Annotated in this window: 16 protein-coding genes; 10 read left to right on the top strand and 6 right to left on the bottom strand. The window is 62.5% G+C overall.

Going from position 1 to position 18152, the window contains the following annotated elements:
* Window positions 1-10: 10 nt before the first annotated feature.
* Complete coding sequence (gene fabG, locus HBN54_RS15280) at window positions 11-760, bottom strand: 3-oxoacyl-[acyl-carrier-protein] reductase (protein WP_168674087.1); 750 nt, start codon at window positions 758-760, stop codon at window positions 11-13.
* A 94-nt stretch (window positions 761-854) separates the two neighbouring features.
* On the opposite strand from fabG, the gene HBN54_RS15275 reads away from it, so the two are divergent.
* Window positions 855-2090: an NAD(P)/FAD-dependent oxidoreductase gene (locus HBN54_RS15275; RefSeq protein ID WP_168674086.1), complete on the top strand. Its 1236-nt coding sequence runs from the start codon at window positions 855-857 to the stop codon at window positions 2088-2090.
* A 162-nt stretch (window positions 2091-2252) separates the two neighbouring features.
* Here HBN54_RS15275 and HBN54_RS15270 read toward each other — a convergent pair whose 3' ends face one another.
* Window positions 2253-3164: a tetratricopeptide repeat protein gene (locus HBN54_RS15270; protein WP_168674085.1), complete on the bottom strand. Its 912-nt coding sequence runs from the start codon at window positions 3162-3164 to the stop codon at window positions 2253-2255.
* A 219-nt stretch (window positions 3165-3383) separates the two neighbouring features.
* Here HBN54_RS15270 and lpdA point away from each other — a divergent pair, with 219 nt between their 5' ends.
* Window positions 3384-4778 carry a dihydrolipoyl dehydrogenase gene (lpdA, locus tag HBN54_RS15265; protein WP_168674084.1) on the top strand — a complete coding sequence of 465 codons (1395 nt, stop codon included), beginning with the start codon at window positions 3384-3386 and terminating at the stop codon, window positions 4776-4778.
* Window positions 4779-4834: 56 nt separating this feature from the next.
* Here the strand turns inward: lpdA and HBN54_RS15260 are convergent, their stop codons facing one another.
* On the bottom strand, window positions 4835-5233 hold the full coding sequence (locus HBN54_RS15260; RefSeq protein ID WP_168674083.1) for a hypothetical protein: 399 nt from the start codon (window positions 5231-5233) through the stop codon (window positions 4835-4837).
* A 67-nt stretch (window positions 5234-5300) separates the two neighbouring features.
* Between HBN54_RS15260 and HBN54_RS15255 the strand changes: the two genes are divergently transcribed.
* From HBN54_RS15255 to HBN54_RS15240, 4 genes are all read left to right on the top strand, one after another.
* Complete coding sequence (locus HBN54_RS15255) at window positions 5301-5453, top strand: hypothetical protein (RefSeq protein WP_168674082.1); 153 nt, start codon at window positions 5301-5303, stop codon at window positions 5451-5453.
* 111 nt (window positions 5454-5564) lie between these two features.
* Window positions 5565-6824, top strand: coding sequence for an exonuclease subunit SbcD (gene sbcD / locus HBN54_RS15250; RefSeq protein WP_168674081.1), 1260 nt, complete (start codon window positions 5565-5567; stop codon window positions 6822-6824).
* 54 nt (window positions 6825-6878) lie between these two features.
* Window positions 6879-7340, top strand: coding sequence for a hypothetical protein (locus HBN54_RS15245; RefSeq protein ID WP_168674080.1), 462 nt, complete (start codon window positions 6879-6881; stop codon window positions 7338-7340).
* A 78-nt stretch (window positions 7341-7418) separates the two neighbouring features.
* The gene (locus HBN54_RS15240) at window positions 7419-11132 is read left to right on the top strand and encodes an AAA family ATPase (RefSeq protein ID WP_168674079.1); all 3714 of its coding nucleotides are present in this window, start codon (window positions 7419-7421) and stop codon (window positions 11130-11132) included.
* A gap of 61 nt (window positions 11133-11193) precedes the next feature.
* On the opposite strand, the gene HBN54_RS15235 is transcribed toward HBN54_RS15240, so the two are convergent.
* Window positions 11194-12252 carry a DUF6687 family protein gene (locus tag HBN54_RS15235; protein ID WP_168674078.1) on the bottom strand — a complete coding sequence of 353 codons (1059 nt, stop codon included), beginning with the start codon at window positions 12250-12252 and terminating at the stop codon, window positions 11194-11196.
* 42 nt (window positions 12253-12294) lie between these two features.
* A complete protein-coding gene (locus HBN54_RS15230) occupies window positions 12295-12579 on the bottom strand; it encodes an HNH endonuclease (RefSeq protein WP_168674077.1) in 285 nt (94 codons plus the stop codon).
* A gap of 228 nt (window positions 12580-12807) precedes the next feature.
* On the opposite strand from HBN54_RS15230, the gene HBN54_RS15225 reads away from it, so the two are divergent.
* The 4 genes from HBN54_RS15225 (at window position 12808) to HBN54_RS15210 (ending at window position 17093) form a co-directional block, all read left to right on the top strand.
* On the top strand, window positions 12808-13257 hold the full coding sequence (locus HBN54_RS15225) for a hypothetical protein (RefSeq protein WP_168674076.1): 450 nt from the start codon (window positions 12808-12810) through the stop codon (window positions 13255-13257).
* Between the two features lie 105 nt (window positions 13258-13362).
* The gene (gene trxA, locus HBN54_RS15220; protein ID WP_168674075.1) at window positions 13363-13674 is read left to right on the top strand and encodes a thioredoxin; all 312 of its coding nucleotides are present in this window, start codon (window positions 13363-13365) and stop codon (window positions 13672-13674) included.
* An 86-nt stretch (window positions 13675-13760) separates the two neighbouring features.
* A complete protein-coding gene (locus HBN54_RS15215) occupies window positions 13761-16121 on the top strand; it encodes a TonB-dependent receptor (protein ID WP_168674074.1) in 2361 nt (786 codons plus the stop codon).
* A 111-nt stretch (window positions 16122-16232) separates the two neighbouring features.
* Window positions 16233-17093, top strand: a complete 861-nt coding sequence (locus HBN54_RS15210) for a DUF4249 domain-containing protein (RefSeq protein ID WP_168674073.1) — start codon at window positions 16233-16235, stop codon at window positions 17091-17093.
* 82 nt (window positions 17094-17175) lie between these two features.
* Here HBN54_RS15210 and HBN54_RS15205 read toward each other — a convergent pair whose 3' ends face one another.
* The gene (locus HBN54_RS15205; protein WP_168674072.1) at window positions 17176-17997 is read right to left on the bottom strand and encodes a purine-nucleoside phosphorylase; all 822 of its coding nucleotides are present in this window, start codon (window positions 17995-17997) and stop codon (window positions 17176-17178) included.
* Window positions 17998-18152 lie beyond the last annotated feature (155 nt).

Below are 18152 nucleotides of genomic sequence, written 5' to 3'. Positions count from 1 at the left end.
TGATTTTTCCCTACGTCAGCATCCCGCCATCCACCTGCAGCACTTGCCCGGTGATGTAGCTCGAATCATCCGAGGCCAGAAACGCCGTGGCCTTCGCCACGTCCTCCGGCCGGCCGCCGCGTTTCAGCGGGATGGCCTTGCGCCACTCGTCTACCTGCTTGGGGTCGAGGGCATCGGTCATTTCGGTTTCGATGAAGCCCGGGGCCACGGCATTGCAGCGGATGTTGCGCGAGCCCAGCTCCAGGGCCACCGACTTGGTGAAGCCGATGATGCCGGCCTTGCTAGCGGCGTAGTTGGCCTGCCCGGCGTTGCCCTTGATGCCCACCACGCTGGTCATGTTGATGATGGAGCCGGATTTGGCGCGCATCATGGGTTTGGTGGCGGCTTTGGTGAGGTTGAAGACGGATTTAAGGTTCACGTTCATCACGTTGTCCCACTGCTGCTCGCTCATGCGCATGAGCAGGCCGTCCTGCGTGATACCGGCGTTGTTGACGAGGATATCGAGCTTGCCGAAATCGGCCACTACGTCTTCAATCAGCTTCTCGGCTTGGGCGTAGTCCGAGGCGTCGGAGCGGTAGCCTTTTACCTTGGTACCATTGGCCGATAGCTCGGTTTCGAGGGCCTGGCCTTTTTCAACCGAGGACAAATACGTGAAGGCGACATCGGCGCCGAGCTGGGCGAAATGCGCCGCGATGGCGCGGCCAATTCCTTTGGAAGCGCCCGTTACGAGGGCTACTTTTCCGGTGAGTGTGTTGGTCATGGGGCGAAGGTAATGTGAGGTAAGCTTTAGCTTGCCGTCCTTTGCCCCAGGAAATAGGCTGCCGGCCCACGGCAAGCTAAAGCTTACCTCACAAATGTTCGACATCTGCATCCTGGGCGCGGGCCCCGGCGGGGCCGCCGCCGCCCTGCACCTCGCCAACGCCGGCCAGCCCTGCCTGCTACTGGACCGTGCCGCTTTCCCGCGCGACAAAACCTGCGGCGATGCCCTCAGTGGCAAGGTCATCAACGAGTTGAAGCGCATTGAGCCCGGCCTGCACGCCAAGCTGGCCGCCTCCCCGCAGCAAATCCCCAGCTGGGGCATCGACTTCATCGCGCCCAACGGCCGCAAGCTCAGCATCCCCTTCAAGCCCAAATTCGACAAAGCCGCCGATGCCACCGCCGGCCACGTCGCCAAGCGCATCGACTTCGATAATTTCCTGGTCGAAGAAGTGCGGCAGCGCCCGGAAATCGACTTCCGCGAAAACGTGGACGTGGCCCGCACCGAGCGCACGCCCACCGGCTGGCAATTATTCAATAAAGCCGGCCAGGAAATCGCCACCTGCCGCCTGCTGCTGGTGGCCAATGGCGCGCAATCGGAGTTTGCCCGCAAAGTGGCCGGCCACGCCCTGGAGCCCGACCACCACTGCGCCGGCCTGCGCACCTACTACGACGGCGTGAGCGGCATGAGCCCTGATAATTTCATCGAGCTGCACTTCATCAAGGATTTCCTGCCCGGCTACCTCTGGGTGTTCCCGCTGCCCAACGGCCAGGCCAACGTGGGCGTGGGCATGCTCTCGAAAACCGTTTCCGATAAGAAAATCAACCTGCGCCAGCGCCTCGACGAGATTCTGGCCAGCCACCCCACGCTGGCTCCGCGCTTCGCAGGGGCCACGCGGCTGGGCCCGGTCAAGGGCTTTGGCCTGCCGCTGGGCTCGAAGCGCCGGTCGCTGTCGGGGGCCGGCTACTGCCTGCTGGGCGATGCCGGCTCGCTCATCGACCCGTTTTCGGGCGAGGGTATTTCGCACGCCATGGTGAGCGGGCGGCACGCCGCCATCTGGGCCGTGGAGGCGGTGAAAAAGCAGGATTTCAGCCCTGAGTTTCTAAAGAATTACGACAAAGCCGTGTACAACCGCTTGTGGCAGGAGCTGCGTATCAGCACCGTTATGCAGCGGCTGCTGAATTTTCCCAGCCTGTTCAATATCGTGGCCAACCGCGCCGCCCGCAACCCCACGCTGGCGGCTACGCTCTCCATGATGTTTATGGATTTGGACCTGCGCGAGCAGCTGCGGAAACCGAGCTTCTACTTCAAGCTGGTATTTGGCGGCAAGTAGGCGAGTGGAGAAAGAACAAAAAAAGAACGTCATGCTGAGCAGAGCCGAAGCATCTCTACCGCGTAAGTAATCCATTCGAAAGGATTTACTAGTGCAGTAGAGATGCTTCGGCTCTGCTCAGCATGACGTCCAGGCTTGGTTCGTTAGCTGATAATAAACTGGCTAGTGCTGGCCGGGCCGGGGGTGGTAGCCCGTGCCGGGGCGCGCCACCGGGGTCGGCTTGATGGGCGCTTTGCCCTCCTCATTGCCCACGTAACGCTTCAGGCTTTTGGCGGCTTCTGGGTTCAGCGTGGCGGCTTTTTCGAGGTCGCGGCGGGCTTCGGAGAGCTTATCGAACGACGAGTAGCTAATGCCCCGGTACTCCCAGGCATCGGCGTAGGTCGAATCGAGCTGAATGGCTTTGGTGAAATCAATTACCGCCGACTTGTACTGGTACATCTGCATCTTGGCCACGCCCCGGCCGAAGTATGATTCCTTGTCATCGGCGCGGTACTTGATGGCGCCCGAAAAGTCGCTGGTCGCCGATTTGTACTGCTTCATCATCAGGCGGTTCACGCCCCGGTTGTAGTAGGCGTCGGGGTTATTGCGCTGGTATTTGATGGCCGTGGCATAGTCGGGCAGCGCCTGCGCGTAGTCCTTGAGGTAGCTTTTGGCCTTGGCCCGCTGCAGGTAGGCGGCCGGGTTTTTGGGCTCTACTTTGATGATGGCATCGGCGTTGGCCAGCATGTTGCGGTAGTCGAGGGCCGTCATTTTCTTCTCCTTTTCACGCTCGGCTGAGGCGGCCGAAGCCGACAGCGCATTCGGGTCGGGCCGGTCGGCGGCCAGCGCGGCGGCCGAGGCTACGGCGGTGGCGGGCGTGGCGGCAATGCCATTGGCCTCGCCGGTGGTGCGGGCATCGGGGGCCGAAGTGGCCGCGCCGGTCGAGTCGGGCCGGCGGGCGTCGGAGGCCGCCGGCATGTTCATCAGCTGGCTGGTGTTAGACGGCTTTTCCTTCTCGGTAACGGTAGTAGCACAGTTGGTGAGGAAAGCCAGCAGCCCGAGCGCCGCCATAGAAGGGCGAAAATGTAGTTTCATAAGATGCGGAATATGTAGCGTCGGCAAGCTGTGCCGTAGCCCGGCATTATACGGGGCAATCAGAAAATTGGCTGCCGGCCCGGCCCGCGCCAAAATCTTGTTGGTAAGATTACCCGCCGGCAACTACAATCCCGACGCGGCGCGGCGGCTATCTTTACGGCTTGTAATGGGTGGGCCCCCCAGCCGGGCCCGGTATACATTTATCTTTCGCAGCATTCTATGGCATTGCAATTTGATTTGGTCGTGGTCGGCAGCGGCCCTGGTGGGTACGTAGCTGCCATTCGGGCGTCGCAACTGGGTTTGAAAGTGGGCGTTATCGAGCGCGAGTCGCTGGGTGGCATTTGCCTCAACTGGGGCTGCATCCCCACCAAAGCCCTGCTCAAATCGGCGCAGGTGTTCGAGTACCTCAACCACGCCGCCGATTACGGCCTGAAGGCTGAGGGCATTGGCTACGACTTCGGAGCCGTTATCGGCCGCAGCCGGGGCGTGGCCGACGGCATGAGCAAGGGCATCACCTTCCTGTTCAAAAAAAATAAAATCGAAACCGTGATGGGCACCGGCAAAGTGCTGGCCCCCGGCAAGGTGGAGGTAACCAAGGCCGACGGCAGCAAGGAAATGGTGGAAGCCAAGTCCATCATTCTGGCCACCGGCACCCGCTCGCGCGAGCTGCCCACCATGCCCGTCGACAACAAGAAAATCATCGGCTACCGCAAGGCCATGACCATGGAGCAGCTGCCCAAGCGCCTCGTGGTGGTAGGTTCGGGTGCCATCGGCGTTGAGTTTGCCTACTTCTACCGCACCATGGGTTCGGAAGTGACCGTGGTAGAGTTCATGCCCCGCATCGTGCCGGTGGAAGACGAGGAGATTTCGCGCCAGATGGAGAAGTCGTTCCGCAAAATTGGCGTGAACGTGCTCACCAGCGCCGAAGTAACCAAAGTGGACACTGCCGGCGAAGGCTGCAAAGTGACCGTGAAAACCGCCAAGGGCGAGCAGGTAATTGAGTGCGACGTGGTGCTGAGCGCCGTGGGCGTGACCACCAACCTCGAGAACATCGGCATCGAGGAGTTGGGTATCAAGGTAGAGCGCGGCCGCGTGCTGGTGGACGATTTCTACCAGACCAACGTGCCCGGCATCTACGCCATCGGCGACATCGTGCCCGGCCCCGCGCTGGCCCACGTGGCCTCGGCCGAAGGCATCATCTGCGTGGAGAAAATCGCCGGCCACCACCCCGAGCCGCTCAACTACCAGAACATCCCCGGCTGCACCTACGCCTCGCCCGAAATTGCCAGCGTGGGCTACACCGAAGCCGAGGCCAAAGCCAAAGGCTACGACGTGCTGGTGGGCAAGTTCCCCTTCTCGGCCTCCGGCAAAGCCAGCGCCGCCGGTGCCAAAGACGGCTTCGTGAAAGTCATTTTCGACAAGAAATACGGTGAGTGGCTCGGTGCCCACATGATTGGCATGAACGTGACCGAGCTGATTGCCGAAGTAGTGGTGGCCCGCAAGCTGGAAACCACCGGCATGGAAATCATCAAGTCCGTGCACCCGCACCCCACCATGTCGGAAGCCATCATGGAAGCCGCTGCGGCCGCGTATGGTGAGGTGATTCACTTGTAGAAATTTGAGCAATAAAAAAGGCCGTTGGAAATATTTCCAACGGCCTTTTTTATTGCTCAAATCTTAGGAAGCTTTATGATTTCAGGTTCGCAATTACTTATCACTGATACACAGTCATCAGAACTGGCTACTAAAAACTCTCTGAACCCAAGTGCTTTAGAGCTAAAGCCGCCGGCAGCATCTTCTGTATCGAGCCAGCCACCGCTTTCTATCTCAAATAACCAGTTATTAATCATTTTAGCATCTTCCCAGTAATTGCACATATCGCCTTCATCTAGCATTTTGAAGCCTCTGGGATTCTCAAAAACTATCTCGTAATCAATGTCTTGTTTTCCATCGCTGTGATAGTAAATAACGAGTTTGTTGGTTTTTGCCACGTAGTTCAAGCCAGCAAGAGCTGGCGAGTGAAAATCATCAATGATAGTCTCAAGGACTTTTGCTTTTACTGACGCCATAGTTGCTGGATTTCCTTGAATACAGGCATGAAAATATAAGGACAACAGTCATGAAATCCTTGACAGTTTGAATTGGCCAGCAGTTTTATGCACTTTTTGCATAAAACTGCTGGCCAATAATGCGCTGGTAGCCCTTACGCTGCTCATCGCCGAAAGCCAGCCCGAAGACAAAGCCACGATGGTAACGCTGGTGGTGAACCTGGTTAATCAGGATAATTAGCCCTCGCCGCGTACGGCGCAAATCCCAAATTCCGGAGGAACTTTGCGGAACCGCTCCAAACGATTTTTATCGGATTGCGGGTTATGCACCTTTCCCCTGTCCTCTATCTCAATGCGCGTTCTTCACACCGCCGACTGGCACCTCGGCCAGCACTTCCTCACCGGCCAGGAGCGCACCACCGAGCAACAGGCCTTCCTCGACTGGCTGCTACTCACGGTGCAGGCCCAGGCCATTGAGGTGCTGGTAGTGGCTGGTGATATTTTCGATACCCAAACGCCTTCCTATACCGCGCAGGAGCTGTATTACACCTTTCTGGTGAAGATGCAGGCCACCGGCTGCCGCGACATTGTGGTGGTGGGCGGCAACCACGACTCGCCCACCATGCTCAACGCCTCGCGGCAGCTGCTGCGGCAGCTGCGCATCCACGTCGTGGGCGGCGTGCCCACCGACCCCGCCGAGCAAATTCTGCATCTCAACGGAGCCGACGGCCGGCCGGGGCTGGTGGTGTGCGCTGTTCCCTTCCTGCGCGACCGCGACATTCGCCTGGCCGTAGCCGGCGAAACCCCCGACGACCGCCAACTCCGCATCCGCCAGAGCATTGCCGACCACTACGCCGCCCTGGCCGACCACGAGTCGGTGATGCGCCAGCGCGAGCAGAACGTGCCCGTGCTGGCCACCGGCCACCTCTACGCCGCCGGCGGCGAGGCCCGCGAAGGGGCCGAGCGCGACGTGCACATCGGCGGGCTTGGGCTGATTGGGGCCGAGCACTTTCCGGCCGCGTTCGATTACGTGGCCCTGGGCCACCTGCACCGCCCGCAGGTGGTGGGCGGCCGGGCGCACATCCGCTACTCGGGCTCGCCGGTGCCACTATCTTTCACCGAGGCCGACGACAAGCAGCAAGTGTTATTGCTGGAATTTAAGGGGGCTGGGGTGCCGGCCATCACCAGTATTCCGGTGCCGGTCACGCGGCGCTTGCAGCGCTTTCATGGTACCCTGGAGGAGGTGGAAGCCGATATTCTGGCCTTTACCAATGAGGCTTTCCAGCATGTGGCCTGGGCCGATGTGCTGGTGCGCTCCGACGAAACCCCCGCCGAAGTGCAGCGCCGCGTGCAGGCTGTGCTGCAGCTGCAAAAAGCCCAGGTGCTGGCCCCGCGCGGTGTGCGCCACCAGCGCGCCACCGATGCCGCCGACCTGGCCGAAAGCACGATACCACTGGCCCTGCTGCACGAATTGACCGTGGATGAGGTGTTTGGCCGCCGCGTAGCCAGTCTGCCGCCCGAGCGGGCCGCCCTGCTCACCGCCACCTTTGGCGAGCTGCGCCAGCTGCTAGCCGAAGCCGACCCGCTGGCCTGGGGCGGCACCGCCGAATAAGGCTGGCGCAGTGACGTTTCGGCGGTACTTTTGGCCTTCACATTCATTCTACTCATGAAAAAGATACTACTGCCTGCCCTCGGCCTCGCTTTCCTGCTGGGTACCACCACGGAAGCCTGTGCCCAGGCCAACCTCGTTCACGGCATTGTGGCGGGCATTAACCTGGCCCGCATGGCGGCCAACAAGAAGAATGCGCCGACGGCTGCGTCGACTACCGCTATGGCTACCTACCGGGGCCAGGCATTTCCGATGCAGCGCACGCCGGCCGACCAGCTGCCCAAAAAAGGGGCCGAGCAGGTGACCGAGGTTGAAACCCAGCTCGACCGCTTTCACACGGCGCTGCTTGCCGATTCGACCAGTGCCCTATGCACCCCCGAGCAGCGCACGGCCATCCAGACGGCGCTGGTGGGCCTGGCCCGCGCCCAGTCGCGCTGGGACCTGCAGCCCTACCAGCAGGAGGCCACATTTTACCTGGCGGAAGACGCCCGCCGCCAAAAAGCGGCCCCCACCAAATAGCCCGGCACTTGCCGGGACCCCGTTTTCCGCCCGCCGGCGCCCGCTTACTGCCGGGGGCGGCGGGCGTAATTTTAGGCTATGAAAATTATCAGCGTCCGCTTCGCTAACCTGAACTCGCTGCCCGGTCCGTTCCTCATTCGCTTCGATGAAACGCCGCTGGCCGACACGGGGCTTTTCGCCATCACCGGCCCCACCGGCGCGGGCAAAAGCACGCTGCTCGATGCCATTGCCGTGGGCCTCTACGGCCGCGTGCCGCGCCACGACCGCCAGGTGGGCGAGATGGTGAGCCGCCACGCCAAGGACGCTTTTTCGGAAGTCGAATTCGAAGTGCACGAAACCAACCCCGATACCGGGGTGGTAGACCGCGTTCGCTACCGCTCGCGCTGGGAGGTGAAGCGCAAAGTGCGCGGCGACGACAAAGGCGCCCTCAATGCCGATGCCATGACGCTGGTAATGAGCCCCTCCAACGTGGCCGTTATCAGCGGCAAGGAGGCGGTTCCGAAGCGGGTAGGGGAGCTGTCGGGGCTGGATTTTGGGCAGTTTGAGCAGTCGGTGCTGCTGAGCCAGGGCAAATTTGCGCGCTTCCTGCACGCACCGGAAAAGGAGCGGAGCGCCCTGTTGGAAAAGATGACCAACGTGGGCATCTACTCGCGGCTGAGTGTGGCGGCATTTGAGAAGGCGAAGGAAGAGGAACTGAAAACCAAGCTGCTGCGCGCCAAGCTGGATGCCACTCGGTTGCTGACGGACGAGGAGCGGGCGGCGCTGGAAACCCAGCTCGATGTGCTGCACCAGCAGGCCGAATGGCACCACCTGGAGCAGCAGGAGCTTACGGTGTGTCTGACCTGGCGCACCATCCTCGACCAGTTGGATAAGCAGCTTTCCGAAACCGAACGCGAAGCCGAGCGCCTGCGCCGCCACGACGAAACCCTGCAATCCGAGTTTGCCCGGCTGGCCGGCCACGTCCGCGCCGCCGCCGTGGATAAGCCGCTGGAACTGGATGCTGCCGCTGAAAAGGAAGTCGCCAGCGACGAAACTCAGCTGAGCGAGCTGGCCGAAGCCCTGCCCCGCCTGCGGCTGGCCGCCGATGCCGCCACCACTGCCCACACCGCCGCCACCGCCGCCCACGCCACCGCGCTGGCTGATGAAAACCGCCTGCGCCCCCTGCTCAGCAAAGCGCAGCAGCAGGATGCTGAGATTGCCGCCGCCCGACATCAACTGAGCTTGAAGCGCGAAGCCCACGACCAAAGCCGGAAAACTTACGACCAAGCCGAAGCTGCCGTAAGCCGCGAGACGCAGCAGATTGAGGCGCTGCGAACCCGGAGCACTGAACTGGACCACTGGTTCAATGAGCACAGCGCTGAGAAATTTCTTGACAAGCAGATAAATCAAATCAGCCGTGAAGTAATCGACCTGCAAGGCGCGCAGAAGGAATTAGCCACCCGCGAAGCCAGCCGCGCCGAGCTGCGCAAAAACCAGGACCAGACGGCCCTCGACCTGCGCCGCCAGCGCGGCCTCGAAACCGAGGCCCAGGCCCGCCAGCAGGCCATTAAGGACGAAGGACAGCCCTGCCGCACCGAGCGCGATGCCCTGCTGGCCGGCACCACGGCCGCCGCCCTGGCCCAGCGCGCCGACGACCTCACCGCCCACCGGCAAGCCCTGCAACAGCTGCTGCCCAAAGCCGAAGCCACCCACGAATACCAGACCCGCGCCGAGGCCCTGACCGCCGAAATTGACCAGCAGGCCCCGGCCCTCGCGACGGCCGAAACGGCCGCCGCTCACCTCGAAACCCGCCGTGCCGACGGCCAGAAGCTGCTCGACAGCTACCGCCGCGAGCTGCGCGCCCAGCAGGCCCTGGCCGACCTCAACGCCCACCGCCAGCACCTGGAGGCTGGCCAGCCCTGCCCGCTGTGCGGCGCGCTGGAACACGCCTTCGCCCCCGATTTTACGGCCGAAGCCGATGCCCAGGAGTTGCGCGTGACCCAGCAGGAGCAGACCCTGGCTGCCCTCGACGAAGAGCTGCGCCACGCCACCACGGCCCTCACCCGCCACCAGACCGAGCAGCGCCAGCGCCAGCGGCTGCACCAGGAGGCCGTCACCGCCGCCGAAACTGCCCGCCAACAAGCCGCAGCGCTCGGGGCGGCGCTGATGCCCGCGCCCGCCCAGCCGGCCGACCCGTCCGCCGTGCGTGCGCTGCTGGAAGCAGCTACTGGTGAGCAGGCTACCGCCGTCGCCGCCCGCCGTCGCCTGGCCGTACTCGATGAAAAGCTGGCCGAGCTGCGCGAGAAATACCAGCAGGCCGGTGAGGCCATCATCGCCGCGCAGCGTGAGATTCCGCGCCTAGTGGACCGGCAGACGACCACCGAGGCGGACTTAACCCGGCTGGCTGATGAGTTGGGATACTGGCAGGAGCAGGCCGAGATTTTTCAAAGCTCGATTCGGGATTTCCTGCAGCCGCACAAGTTGGAGCTGCCCGCCCGGCCGCCCTACGACGGTCTGCTGGCCACGCTGCGGGAGCGAGCCGACCACTACGAAGCCCAGGTTACCACGCTCAGCGAGCTGGGAAAACAGCTGCTGGAAAAAACCAGCCAGCGCAATGCCAATAAGCAGGCCCTTAAGCAGCAGGAAACCCAACTTGCCGCCGCCGCCGCCGTTTTGGCGGCTGACCAAGAGGCCCTGCAACTGCAGCAGCAAGCCCGCCAGCGCACCTACACCGGCCCCAACCCCGCTGCCGAAGCCGAGCAGCTCCGCCAGGCTACCCTGCGCCTGGCCAATGCCCAGCAGCTCAGCCAAAACCAGCTGGCCGACCAGCAGAAAGCCCTCGAAATTCAGCAGAACCGGCGCGATGGTCTGCAAACCCAGCTAGCCACGCACCATGCGGCCCACACGCTGCGCCAGGCCGAACTCACCGCCGCCCTGGCCACCGCCGGCCTCGCCACTGCCGCCGAAGCCCGCGCCCTGCTGCTGCCCCCCGCCGAAGCCCAGCGCCTGCAGCAGGTGCGTCAGGAGCACCTCACCAACCAGACTGCCGCTGCCCGCCGCCTCGCCGACCTCACCGCCGAGCTCAGCCACCACGCCGAGGCGGGCCTCACGCCGCATTCGGCCCCCGAGCTTACGGCCCAGCTCAACACGCTTTCGGCCGCCGATGATATTCTGCAGCAGAAGCTGGGGGCCGTGGGCAACCAGCTGAAACTGGACGACGATGCCCGCGCCCAGCAGGCCGCCGGCTTGCAGGAGCTGTTGCTGCGCCAGCAGGAAGAGCAGCGCTGGCAGGACCTGAGCGAGCAAATCGGTTCGGCGCGGGGCGACAAGTTCAGCCAGTTTGCCCAAGGGCTTACGCTCACGCACCTGGCGCGGCTGGCCAACCTGCGCCTGCGCCAGCTCACCGGCCGCTACACCATCCTCAAAACGCCCAATCGCAACCTGGAGCTGCAAATTATCGACCACGACCAGGCCGATACCGTGCGCCCCATGGCCTCGCTCTCGGGCGGCGAAAGCTTCTTGGTGAGCTTGGCGCTGGCGCTGGGCCTGAGCGAGTTGGCCGGCCACAAGGCCCGCATCGAGTCGTTGTTTATTGACGAGGGCTTCGGCACGCTCGACCCCGAAGCCCTGAACACGGCCCTCGACGCGCTGGAGCGCCTGCAGCATTCGGGCAAGATGATTGGCATCATCTCCCACGTTTCCGACCTCAAGGACCGCATCGGCACCCAGATTCGGGTGCGGCCCGGCGCGGGCGGCAACAGCTCGGTGCACCTGGTAGACGTGCGCGGCGAAGAAACCGACTGCGCGGTGTAGCGCGGACTCTGTAGTCCGCGAGTCAGCATAATTTCCGGACTCGCGGACTACAGAGTCCGCGCTACACCGCGGCCGCCTTCACCTCCGGCCAGGTCCAGTATTTCTTCGCCTCAATCCCGGCGTAACCTTCGCTGAAAAACGCCACTACCTCCCGCTCCAGTACCTCCGGCGCGATGGACGACGGGTAAATCGGCCGGCCGTCGGGGTCGGCGTAGCGCTCGGCTTTGCTGAGCTTTCGGCCGGTGAGGCGCAGCAGCGGGCCGGTATCGGTAATGCCGTCGGCGGCCCAGGTGCGGCCGCTGATTTCCAGCGCGTTGAGGCGGGCTACGAGCGGGGCCAGCGGCAGGCGCGGCAAGGTGGGGCGGCTGGCCAGGTCAATCCAGGTGGTGTACTTGTATTCGAGCTCGTAGCGGTTGTCTTCGTACTGGCTCAGCACGATGTCGCAGCCGGCGGTGGGGCCGAACAGAGCATAATAGGGCAGCGGCGCGGGCGTGCGCACCACGGTTAGGCCGATTTCGGGATATTCCTGCCGCGTGGTTTGGTTGCTTCGAATAATGGCGGCTGCCTGTTGCACCCGGTCGTATTCGGGCTGCCAGGCGACGCGGCCGGCCTCGGGATTTTGCAATATTTCGGCGAAGCGGGGCAGAAACCAGTCGAATTTTTCCGCCGAGGCCTCATCCTCGCGCCGGCGCCGGGCGGGCGCACCGAACGGCTCGTAGAAGCGGGCTTTTTCTTCGGCATTCAGCCAGCACACCAGCTTTAGTGCGTCGTCAGCCAGCAGGTGGGCCAGGTCGATTTCCCGGAAGTCGCCCAGCACGGCCACCATGCGCAGCAGTGCGTCGTGTTGCAGGGCCAGCTCTGGATTAAGTAGGCACCACACGCCGACAAAGCCGTCGATATCAAAATGATTGGCCGTCACAGCCGCTGCCTCCAGGCCGGGCGTGGTGGGCTCGTACAGCGCCCGCAACGCCGAGCCGGCGCTGGTATCGTCGCGCAGGGCCGGGGGCGTGGCCGCCCCGCGCCAGTGCGCCAGCGTGAGCACGGCCCCAAGGCCCACGCTATCCACCACAATAGTAGGCTGCTGCCGAAGCTGCGCGAAAGGCACGAAATAGCGGTTCATCCGGCAAAGCTCCGTCAAAAATGCCGGGCGGCGCAACCCCGCCTACCGCCGCCCGCGCCGGTTGCTGATGCGCTCCACGCGCTGCTTGCGAATCCAGCGCAGGTAGGTTTGCAGCTCTTCGGCCGCCCGCAGCGCTTCCACCGAAGAATATTGCCGGGCCAGGGCGCGGTTGCTCAGAAAGCGGTGCACGCTGCTGTGGCAGGGCTGGCACAGGTCCACGGTGGGGCCGTATTTGCCGCCTTCTTCGCGCGGCACGAGGTGGTGGCGCGAGGTCGATTGCACCTCCCGCTCGCAGAGGCCGCAGCGGTGGCCGGCCGGGGCCGGCATTGAATTATCGGGCGGCCATGAGACGGACCGCGAGCGTGGCCTGGGCATTGCGCAGATAGTAGTCGGGCTTGAATAGTTTGGCTGAGATGCCAACAGTGTTCGCCCGCTGCAAGTTGCGGATTCGTTGTCGGCGTACTATCTTGGCCAGTAATGTGCGGAGGTTTTGCATATTACCACCCGTTCTGTTCAGCCGCGTTTCACCATTTTTCTCCAAATCTTTTAACCGTGATGATAACTGTACCCTCATTTTTACAGCTCAAACAGTGGCCGCTGGCCGGCTGGCTGGGCGGTGCGCTGATGATGTTGCTGCTGCTGGGCCCGGCCCCCGCCGCCCACGCGCAAACCTGGATGGTGAGCACTACCGCCCAAATCAAGCTGGGCATCCTGGATAAATACGGCCAGCTTGGTCCTTACACGGCCAATTTTATTGTGCATAGCGAAAAAACCGGCAAAGACTATCTGCTGGTGAAGGAGTTGGCCAAAGGCCAGACCGGTGTAGACGTGCTTTTCCCCACCGACCCCTCCGACCCCGAATATTTCAAGGCCGAAACGGGGGAAGCGGCCAGCGCCATCCCCGGCCGCTACACCTGGGAATGCCGCGTGAAGGGCCTGAAAGCCGTGGGTGGCCGGTTCACGATTCCCGAAGTGGCCAATGACGTGACGATTATTAACAAGTAGCTGAGCCGGTTCCGACCGCAAAGTTCAAAAGCCCGGCCCCGCGCCGGGCTTTTTGCGTTATAGTCAGGTCAGACGTTCTGAATTTTCGCTTAACCGTCACGCATCATGCCTCGCAAGTCTTTTCCCGAACTCATCAACAGCCCCGGAATGCCGGTGCTGGTCGATTTTTTTGCCACCTGGTGCGGCCCCTGCAAAACCATGGCTCCTATTCTGGAGCAGGTGGCGGCCCAGCATGGCGGCAAAGTGCGCATCATCAAAATTGATGTGGACCGCAACCAGGCTGTAGCTCAGCAATATCGCGTGCAGAGTATTCCCACGCTGATTCTGTTTCATCAGGGGCAGCCGGTGTGGCGGCAGGCGGGCGTGGTGCCGGCCACCCAAATCGCGCAGGCTTTGCAGCCGTTCGTGGGCAAGTAGGCCGGGCGCGCGCGGGCGCTAAACTATCCGGCGGATGCCGGCGTTGGGGAGGACGCTACCTTTGCGTGTTCCTCGATTGCCACCGTATGATTTTTAGCTTTTCCCGACGTTACTACCTATTGCTGTTCATATTGGGACTGGGCTGGCCCCGGGCCGGCTGGTCCCAGACGGCGGCGCGGTTCACCATCAGCGGCACGGTGCGCGGCGGGCGCGGCGAAACCCTGCCCGGCGCCAGCGTGGCCGTGCCCGCCCTCGGAACTGGCGTGGCGGCCGACTCGCTCGGCCACTATTCGCTGAGCCTGCCGGCGGGCCGCCATCAGCTGGTCATCGCCTTCATCGGCTACCAGCAAATCACCCGCGAGGTGACTTTGACTAAAAACCAGCGCCTCAGTCTCAACCTCGAAGAAAGCGGCAACGAGCTGGGCGAAGTGGTGGTGGAGGGCACCGTGACCCTGGCGCAGAAGCTCAAAACCACCCAGATGGGCGTCGAGCACCTCAGTATTAACGAGGCCAAACTGCTGCCGGCCCTGTTTGGCGAGGTCGATATTCTGAAAACGCTGCAGCTGAAGCCCGGGGTGCAGAGTGGGGGCGAGGGCACCAGCGGCCTGTTTGTGCGCGGCGGCTCGGCCGACCAGAACCTGGTGCTGGTTGATAACACGGTGGTATACAACCCCAACCACTTGTTCGGGCTGTTTTCGGTGTTCAATTCCGATGCCGTGCAGAGCGTGGACCTGTACAAGTCGGGCTTCCCGGCGCAGTTTGGCGGACGGCTGTCGTCGGTGGTCGATGTGAAGCTGCGTGAGGGCGACCGGCAGCACTACGTGGCCACCGGCGGCGTGGGCCTGATTTCGTCGCGTCTCACCTACGAGGGGCCGATAAACAAGGGCAAAGGCTCGTTCATCGTGAGTGGGCGGCGCACTTATTTCGACATTTTCACGCGGGCGCTCAACAAGGCCAATGAGGGCAAGGAGGACTACAGCCCCATTCCCGACTACTATTTCTATGACCTCAACGCCAAGGCCAACTACACCCTCGGCGAGAAAGACCAGCTGTTTCTGACCGGCTACCTGGGCCGCGACATCTTCGGCTTCAGCAGCCCGAACGGCTTCAAATTCAGCTTCCAGTGGGGCAATACCCTGGGCTCGCTGCGCTGGAACCATACGTTTTCGCCCAAGCTGTTTGTGAATACTACCGTGTCGGTGTCGGACTACAAATACACGCTTACCAACCAGCTGGCCAACGTGTTCAGCTTCAACCTGGGCTCGCAAATCACGGACTACACCGGCCGCACCGACTTCGAATACACTCCCAACGACCGGCACCAGATTAAGACCGGGGCCACGTTTACGCAGCACCACTTCGGCGTGGGCCGCCTCAGCGCCAGCACCGGCGATGGCCGCCTCGACATCGGCTCCGACGTGCGCTACGACGCCCTCGACGGGGCCGTTTACGCTTCCGATAACTACAAGGCCACCGACAAGCTCCAGCTCGAAGGCGGCCTGCGCCTGACCGGCTTCCGCAGCGGCACCAACCAGTACGCCGGCCTGGAGCCCCGCGCCGCCGCCCGCTACGCCCTGAACGACAAGACGTCGTTCAAGCTCAACTACGCCATGATGTACCAGTACGTGCACCTGGTCACGAATTCGGGCGCGTCGCTGCCCACGGATATCTGGTACCCGTCGCGGCTGTCGGTGAAGCCTCAGCAGTCGCAGCAGGTGAGCGGGGGCGCGAGCTTCCTGCTGGGCGGCGGCAAGTACCTGCTCACCAATGAGCTGTACTACAAGTGGGGCCGCAACCAAGTCGATTTCCGCGATGGTGCGCAGCTGTTCGTGAACCCCGAATTGGACCAGGAATTCATTTTCGGCAAGAGCTGGGCCTACGGCAACGAACTGTACCTGGAAAAGAAAACCGGCAAAACCACCGGCTGGATTGGCTACACGCTGGCCTGGAGCTGGCGCAATTTCCAGCCCCAGAACGGCACCAACGGCGTGAACGGCGGCCAGGATTTCCACCCCAACTATGACCGCCGCCACAACCTGACTGTGGTGGTAATACACAAGCTCAACACCCGTATCAGCCTCACTGCCAGTTTTATTTATACCTCGGGTAACCTCACTACGCTGCCGCAGGGCCGATTTGGCGTGCAGGATATTCCGGGCTCCAGCGTAGGCATCGACCCGCGCCCGGTGCCCGTGTACCCCGACCGCAATTCCTACCGCCTCATCCCATACCACCGCCTCGACCTCGGCGTGGTGTACAAAATCGGGGCCCGGCGCGACCAGGACCTCACCCTGAGCATCTACAACGCCTACAACCGGCGCAACGCCTATTTCGTGTTCTTCGATACGGTGAAGGACAAGGCTAGCGGCCGCACCACCGGCTTCCAGGCTAAGCAGGTATCGCTGTTCCCGGTCATCCCGTCGCTGACGTACAATTTCCGGTTTTAACAGAACGTCATGTCGAGCGTAGCCGAGACATCTCGCATGTGGTAGTAAATATTGACTTGCGCCAGCGAGATGTCTCGGCTGCGCTCGACACGACTGTTTAAGCATTTCCCGATGAATTCCCTGCCTAAAATCTTCGTCCTGTTTTTAACTCTGCTGGCGCTGGCTGGCTGCGGCAAGCTGCAAAACGACATCAACGTGCCGCTGCCGGCTTTCTCATCCGATTTGGTGGTGGAATGCTACCTCCAGCCGGGCAAGGTGCCGGAGCTGGCCGTCACCACGTCGGTGCCCTACATTAGCGCCGTGCTGCCGCAGGTGCCCACCGATGTCACCGTTACGCTCACCATGCCCAACGGCACGCTGGTGCCACTGGCCTTCAACCCAAATTACCGGGCGCTGATTGACACTACTTCGGGCGTGAAATTCCATTCTCACATCGGCCGCGACCCGCTGGTGGCCAAGGCCGGCGACGTATTCAAGCTCGATGTGGTGGACACCAAGGGCCGCCACGCCACCGCCACCACCACCATGCTGGCCCCTGTGCCCATCGACTCGGTGAGCTACCAGTTCAACGACAAAACCGGCTCCGAGCGCAAGGCCCTTTTCCTCACCAGCTTCCGCGACCCGGCCCCGCTCGACGACTGCTACCGCCTGCAGCTGCACAAGGGCAACCCGGCCAAGGGCGCCTTGCTCAAAAGCCCGGAAATGGATATGTCGGTCGAGGACCGGCTGCTCAACGGCCAGGAATTCGTGCTGGGCACCAGTTACCGCTTCTATCCCGGCGATACCGTCACGGCCACGCTCTACCACACCGAGCGGGCCATGTACCGCTTCCGGCAGTCGGTGCGCGATGCGCGCCAAGCCAACGGCAACCCCTTCGCCCAGCCCTCCGCCATTTATGGCAACGTGCAGGGCGGCATCGGCATCTTCGGGGTGCTGAGCGGCACCATGGCTCAGAAGATTATAGGTAAATAAAGGACTTGTAACACATGCTTCAGCTTGTGCCCGTGAGCGACTGGCTGTTCAACGACGCACAAGCTGAAGCATGTGCTACAAGCTACAAGCCCGCCACCACGGCCTTTATCAGCGCCGTGAGGCGGGGCTCGGCCGCGCCGGCGGCGGCGAAAATATCGGCCAGCACCACGGGCTTGAGGTGGCCGGGGGCACACAAATCGGTGATGACTGACACGGCCAGCACCGGCAGGCCCAAGTGGCGGGCCGCAATTACTTCCGGCACCGTGCTCATGCCCACGGCATCGGCCCCGATGGTACGCAGGTAGCGGTATTCGGCGGGGGTTTCGAGCATGGGGCCGGGCACGCTGGCGTACACGCCGCGCCGGGTGGTGCCGGCCTGCCCCAGCGCCTGGGCGGCGGCTTCGGCCCGGCGGAGCAGGTCGGCATCGTAGGGCGCGAACATGTCCGGGAAGCGCGGGCCCATCTCGTCGAGGTTGGCCCCGATGAGCGGGTTGCCGGGTTGCAGGTTGATGTGGTCGTCAATCAGCATCAAATCCGCGAGGTTGAAATCGGGGTTGAGGCCGCCGGCGGCGTTGCTTACCAGCAGGCGGGCAATGCCCAGCAGCTTGAGTACGCGCACGGGCATGGCCACCTGCTGCATGGTGTAGCCCTCGTAGTAATGGAAGCGGCCCTGCAGCACAGCTACTTTTTTGCCGCCCATGCGGCCCAGCAGCAGCCGGCCGGCGTGGCTTTCCACGGTGCTGAGGGGAAAATGTGGGATGTCAGCGTAGTTGATTTCGTATTCAACGTCGACTTCATTGGCCAGCGCGCCCAGCCCGGTACCGAGGATGATGCCCGTTTCGGGCTGGAAGGCCTGGGAACTGGCTTTGATGTAGGCGGCGGCTTCTTGGAGGTGTTGGAGCATGAGGGAGATAATAGCGGGCAGCAAAGTTTGCTATCAATTTTGATACATTTAGTTTATCCTTCCACCACTTTACTGCAATTGCGATGAAATACCGCGTCCTGTTGTTGGCCAGCTTGCTTTTTGCCGGGGCTTGTTCCAAAAAGAGTGAGAGCCCA

Source organism: Hymenobacter artigasi (assembly GCF_012275535.1).
Lineage (GTDB): Bacteria > Bacteroidota > Bacteroidia > Cytophagales > Hymenobacteraceae > Hymenobacter > Hymenobacter artigasi.
This window is presented reverse-complemented; position numbering and strand designations above follow the sequence as displayed.

Coding starts and splice junctions, on each gene's coding strand:
- HBN54_RS15260 (WP_168674083.1), bottom strand. CDS start 5,233: ATGGCGTCAGTAAAAGCAAAAGTCCTTGAGACTATCATTGATGATTTT.
- HBN54_RS15275 (WP_168674086.1), top strand. CDS start 855: ATGTTCGACATCTGCATCCTGGGCGCGGGCCCCGGCGGGGCCGCCGCC.
- trxA (WP_168674075.1), top strand. CDS start 13,363: ATGCCTCGCAAGTCTTTTCCCGAACTCATCAACAGCCCCGGAATGCCG.
- HBN54_RS15235 (WP_168674078.1), bottom strand. CDS start 12,252: ATGAACCGCTATTTCGTGCCTTTCGCGCAGCTTCGGCAGCAGCCTACT.
- lpdA (WP_168674084.1), top strand. CDS start 3,384: ATGGCATTGCAATTTGATTTGGTCGTGGTCGGCAGCGGCCCTGGTGGG.
- HBN54_RS15215 (WP_168674074.1), top strand. CDS start 13,761: ATGATTTTTAGCTTTTCCCGACGTTACTACCTATTGCTGTTCATATTG.
- HBN54_RS15230 (WP_168674077.1), bottom strand. CDS start 12,579: ATGCCGGCCCCGGCCGGCCACCGCTGCGGCCTCTGCGAGCGGGAGGTG.
- fabG (WP_168674087.1), bottom strand. CDS start 760: ATGACCAACACACTCACCGGAAAAGTAGCCCTCGTAACGGGCGCTTCC.
- HBN54_RS15225 (WP_168674076.1), top strand. CDS start 12,808: ATGATAACTGTACCCTCATTTTTACAGCTCAAACAGTGGCCGCTGGCC.
- HBN54_RS15205 (WP_168674072.1), bottom strand. CDS start 17,997: ATGCTCCAACACCTCCAAGAAGCCGCCGCCTACATCAAAGCCAGTTCC.
- HBN54_RS15210 (WP_168674073.1), top strand. CDS start 16,233: ATGAATTCCCTGCCTAAAATCTTCGTCCTGTTTTTAACTCTGCTGGCG.
- HBN54_RS15270 (WP_168674085.1), bottom strand. CDS start 3,164: ATGAAACTACATTTTCGCCCTTCTATGGCGGCGCTCGGGCTGCTGGCT.
- sbcD (WP_168674081.1), top strand. CDS start 5,565: ATGCGCGTTCTTCACACCGCCGACTGGCACCTCGGCCAGCACTTCCTC.
- HBN54_RS15240 (WP_168674079.1), top strand. CDS start 7,419: ATGAAAATTATCAGCGTCCGCTTCGCTAACCTGAACTCGCTGCCCGGT.
- HBN54_RS15245 (WP_168674080.1), top strand. CDS start 6,879: ATGAAAAAGATACTACTGCCTGCCCTCGGCCTCGCTTTCCTGCTGGGT.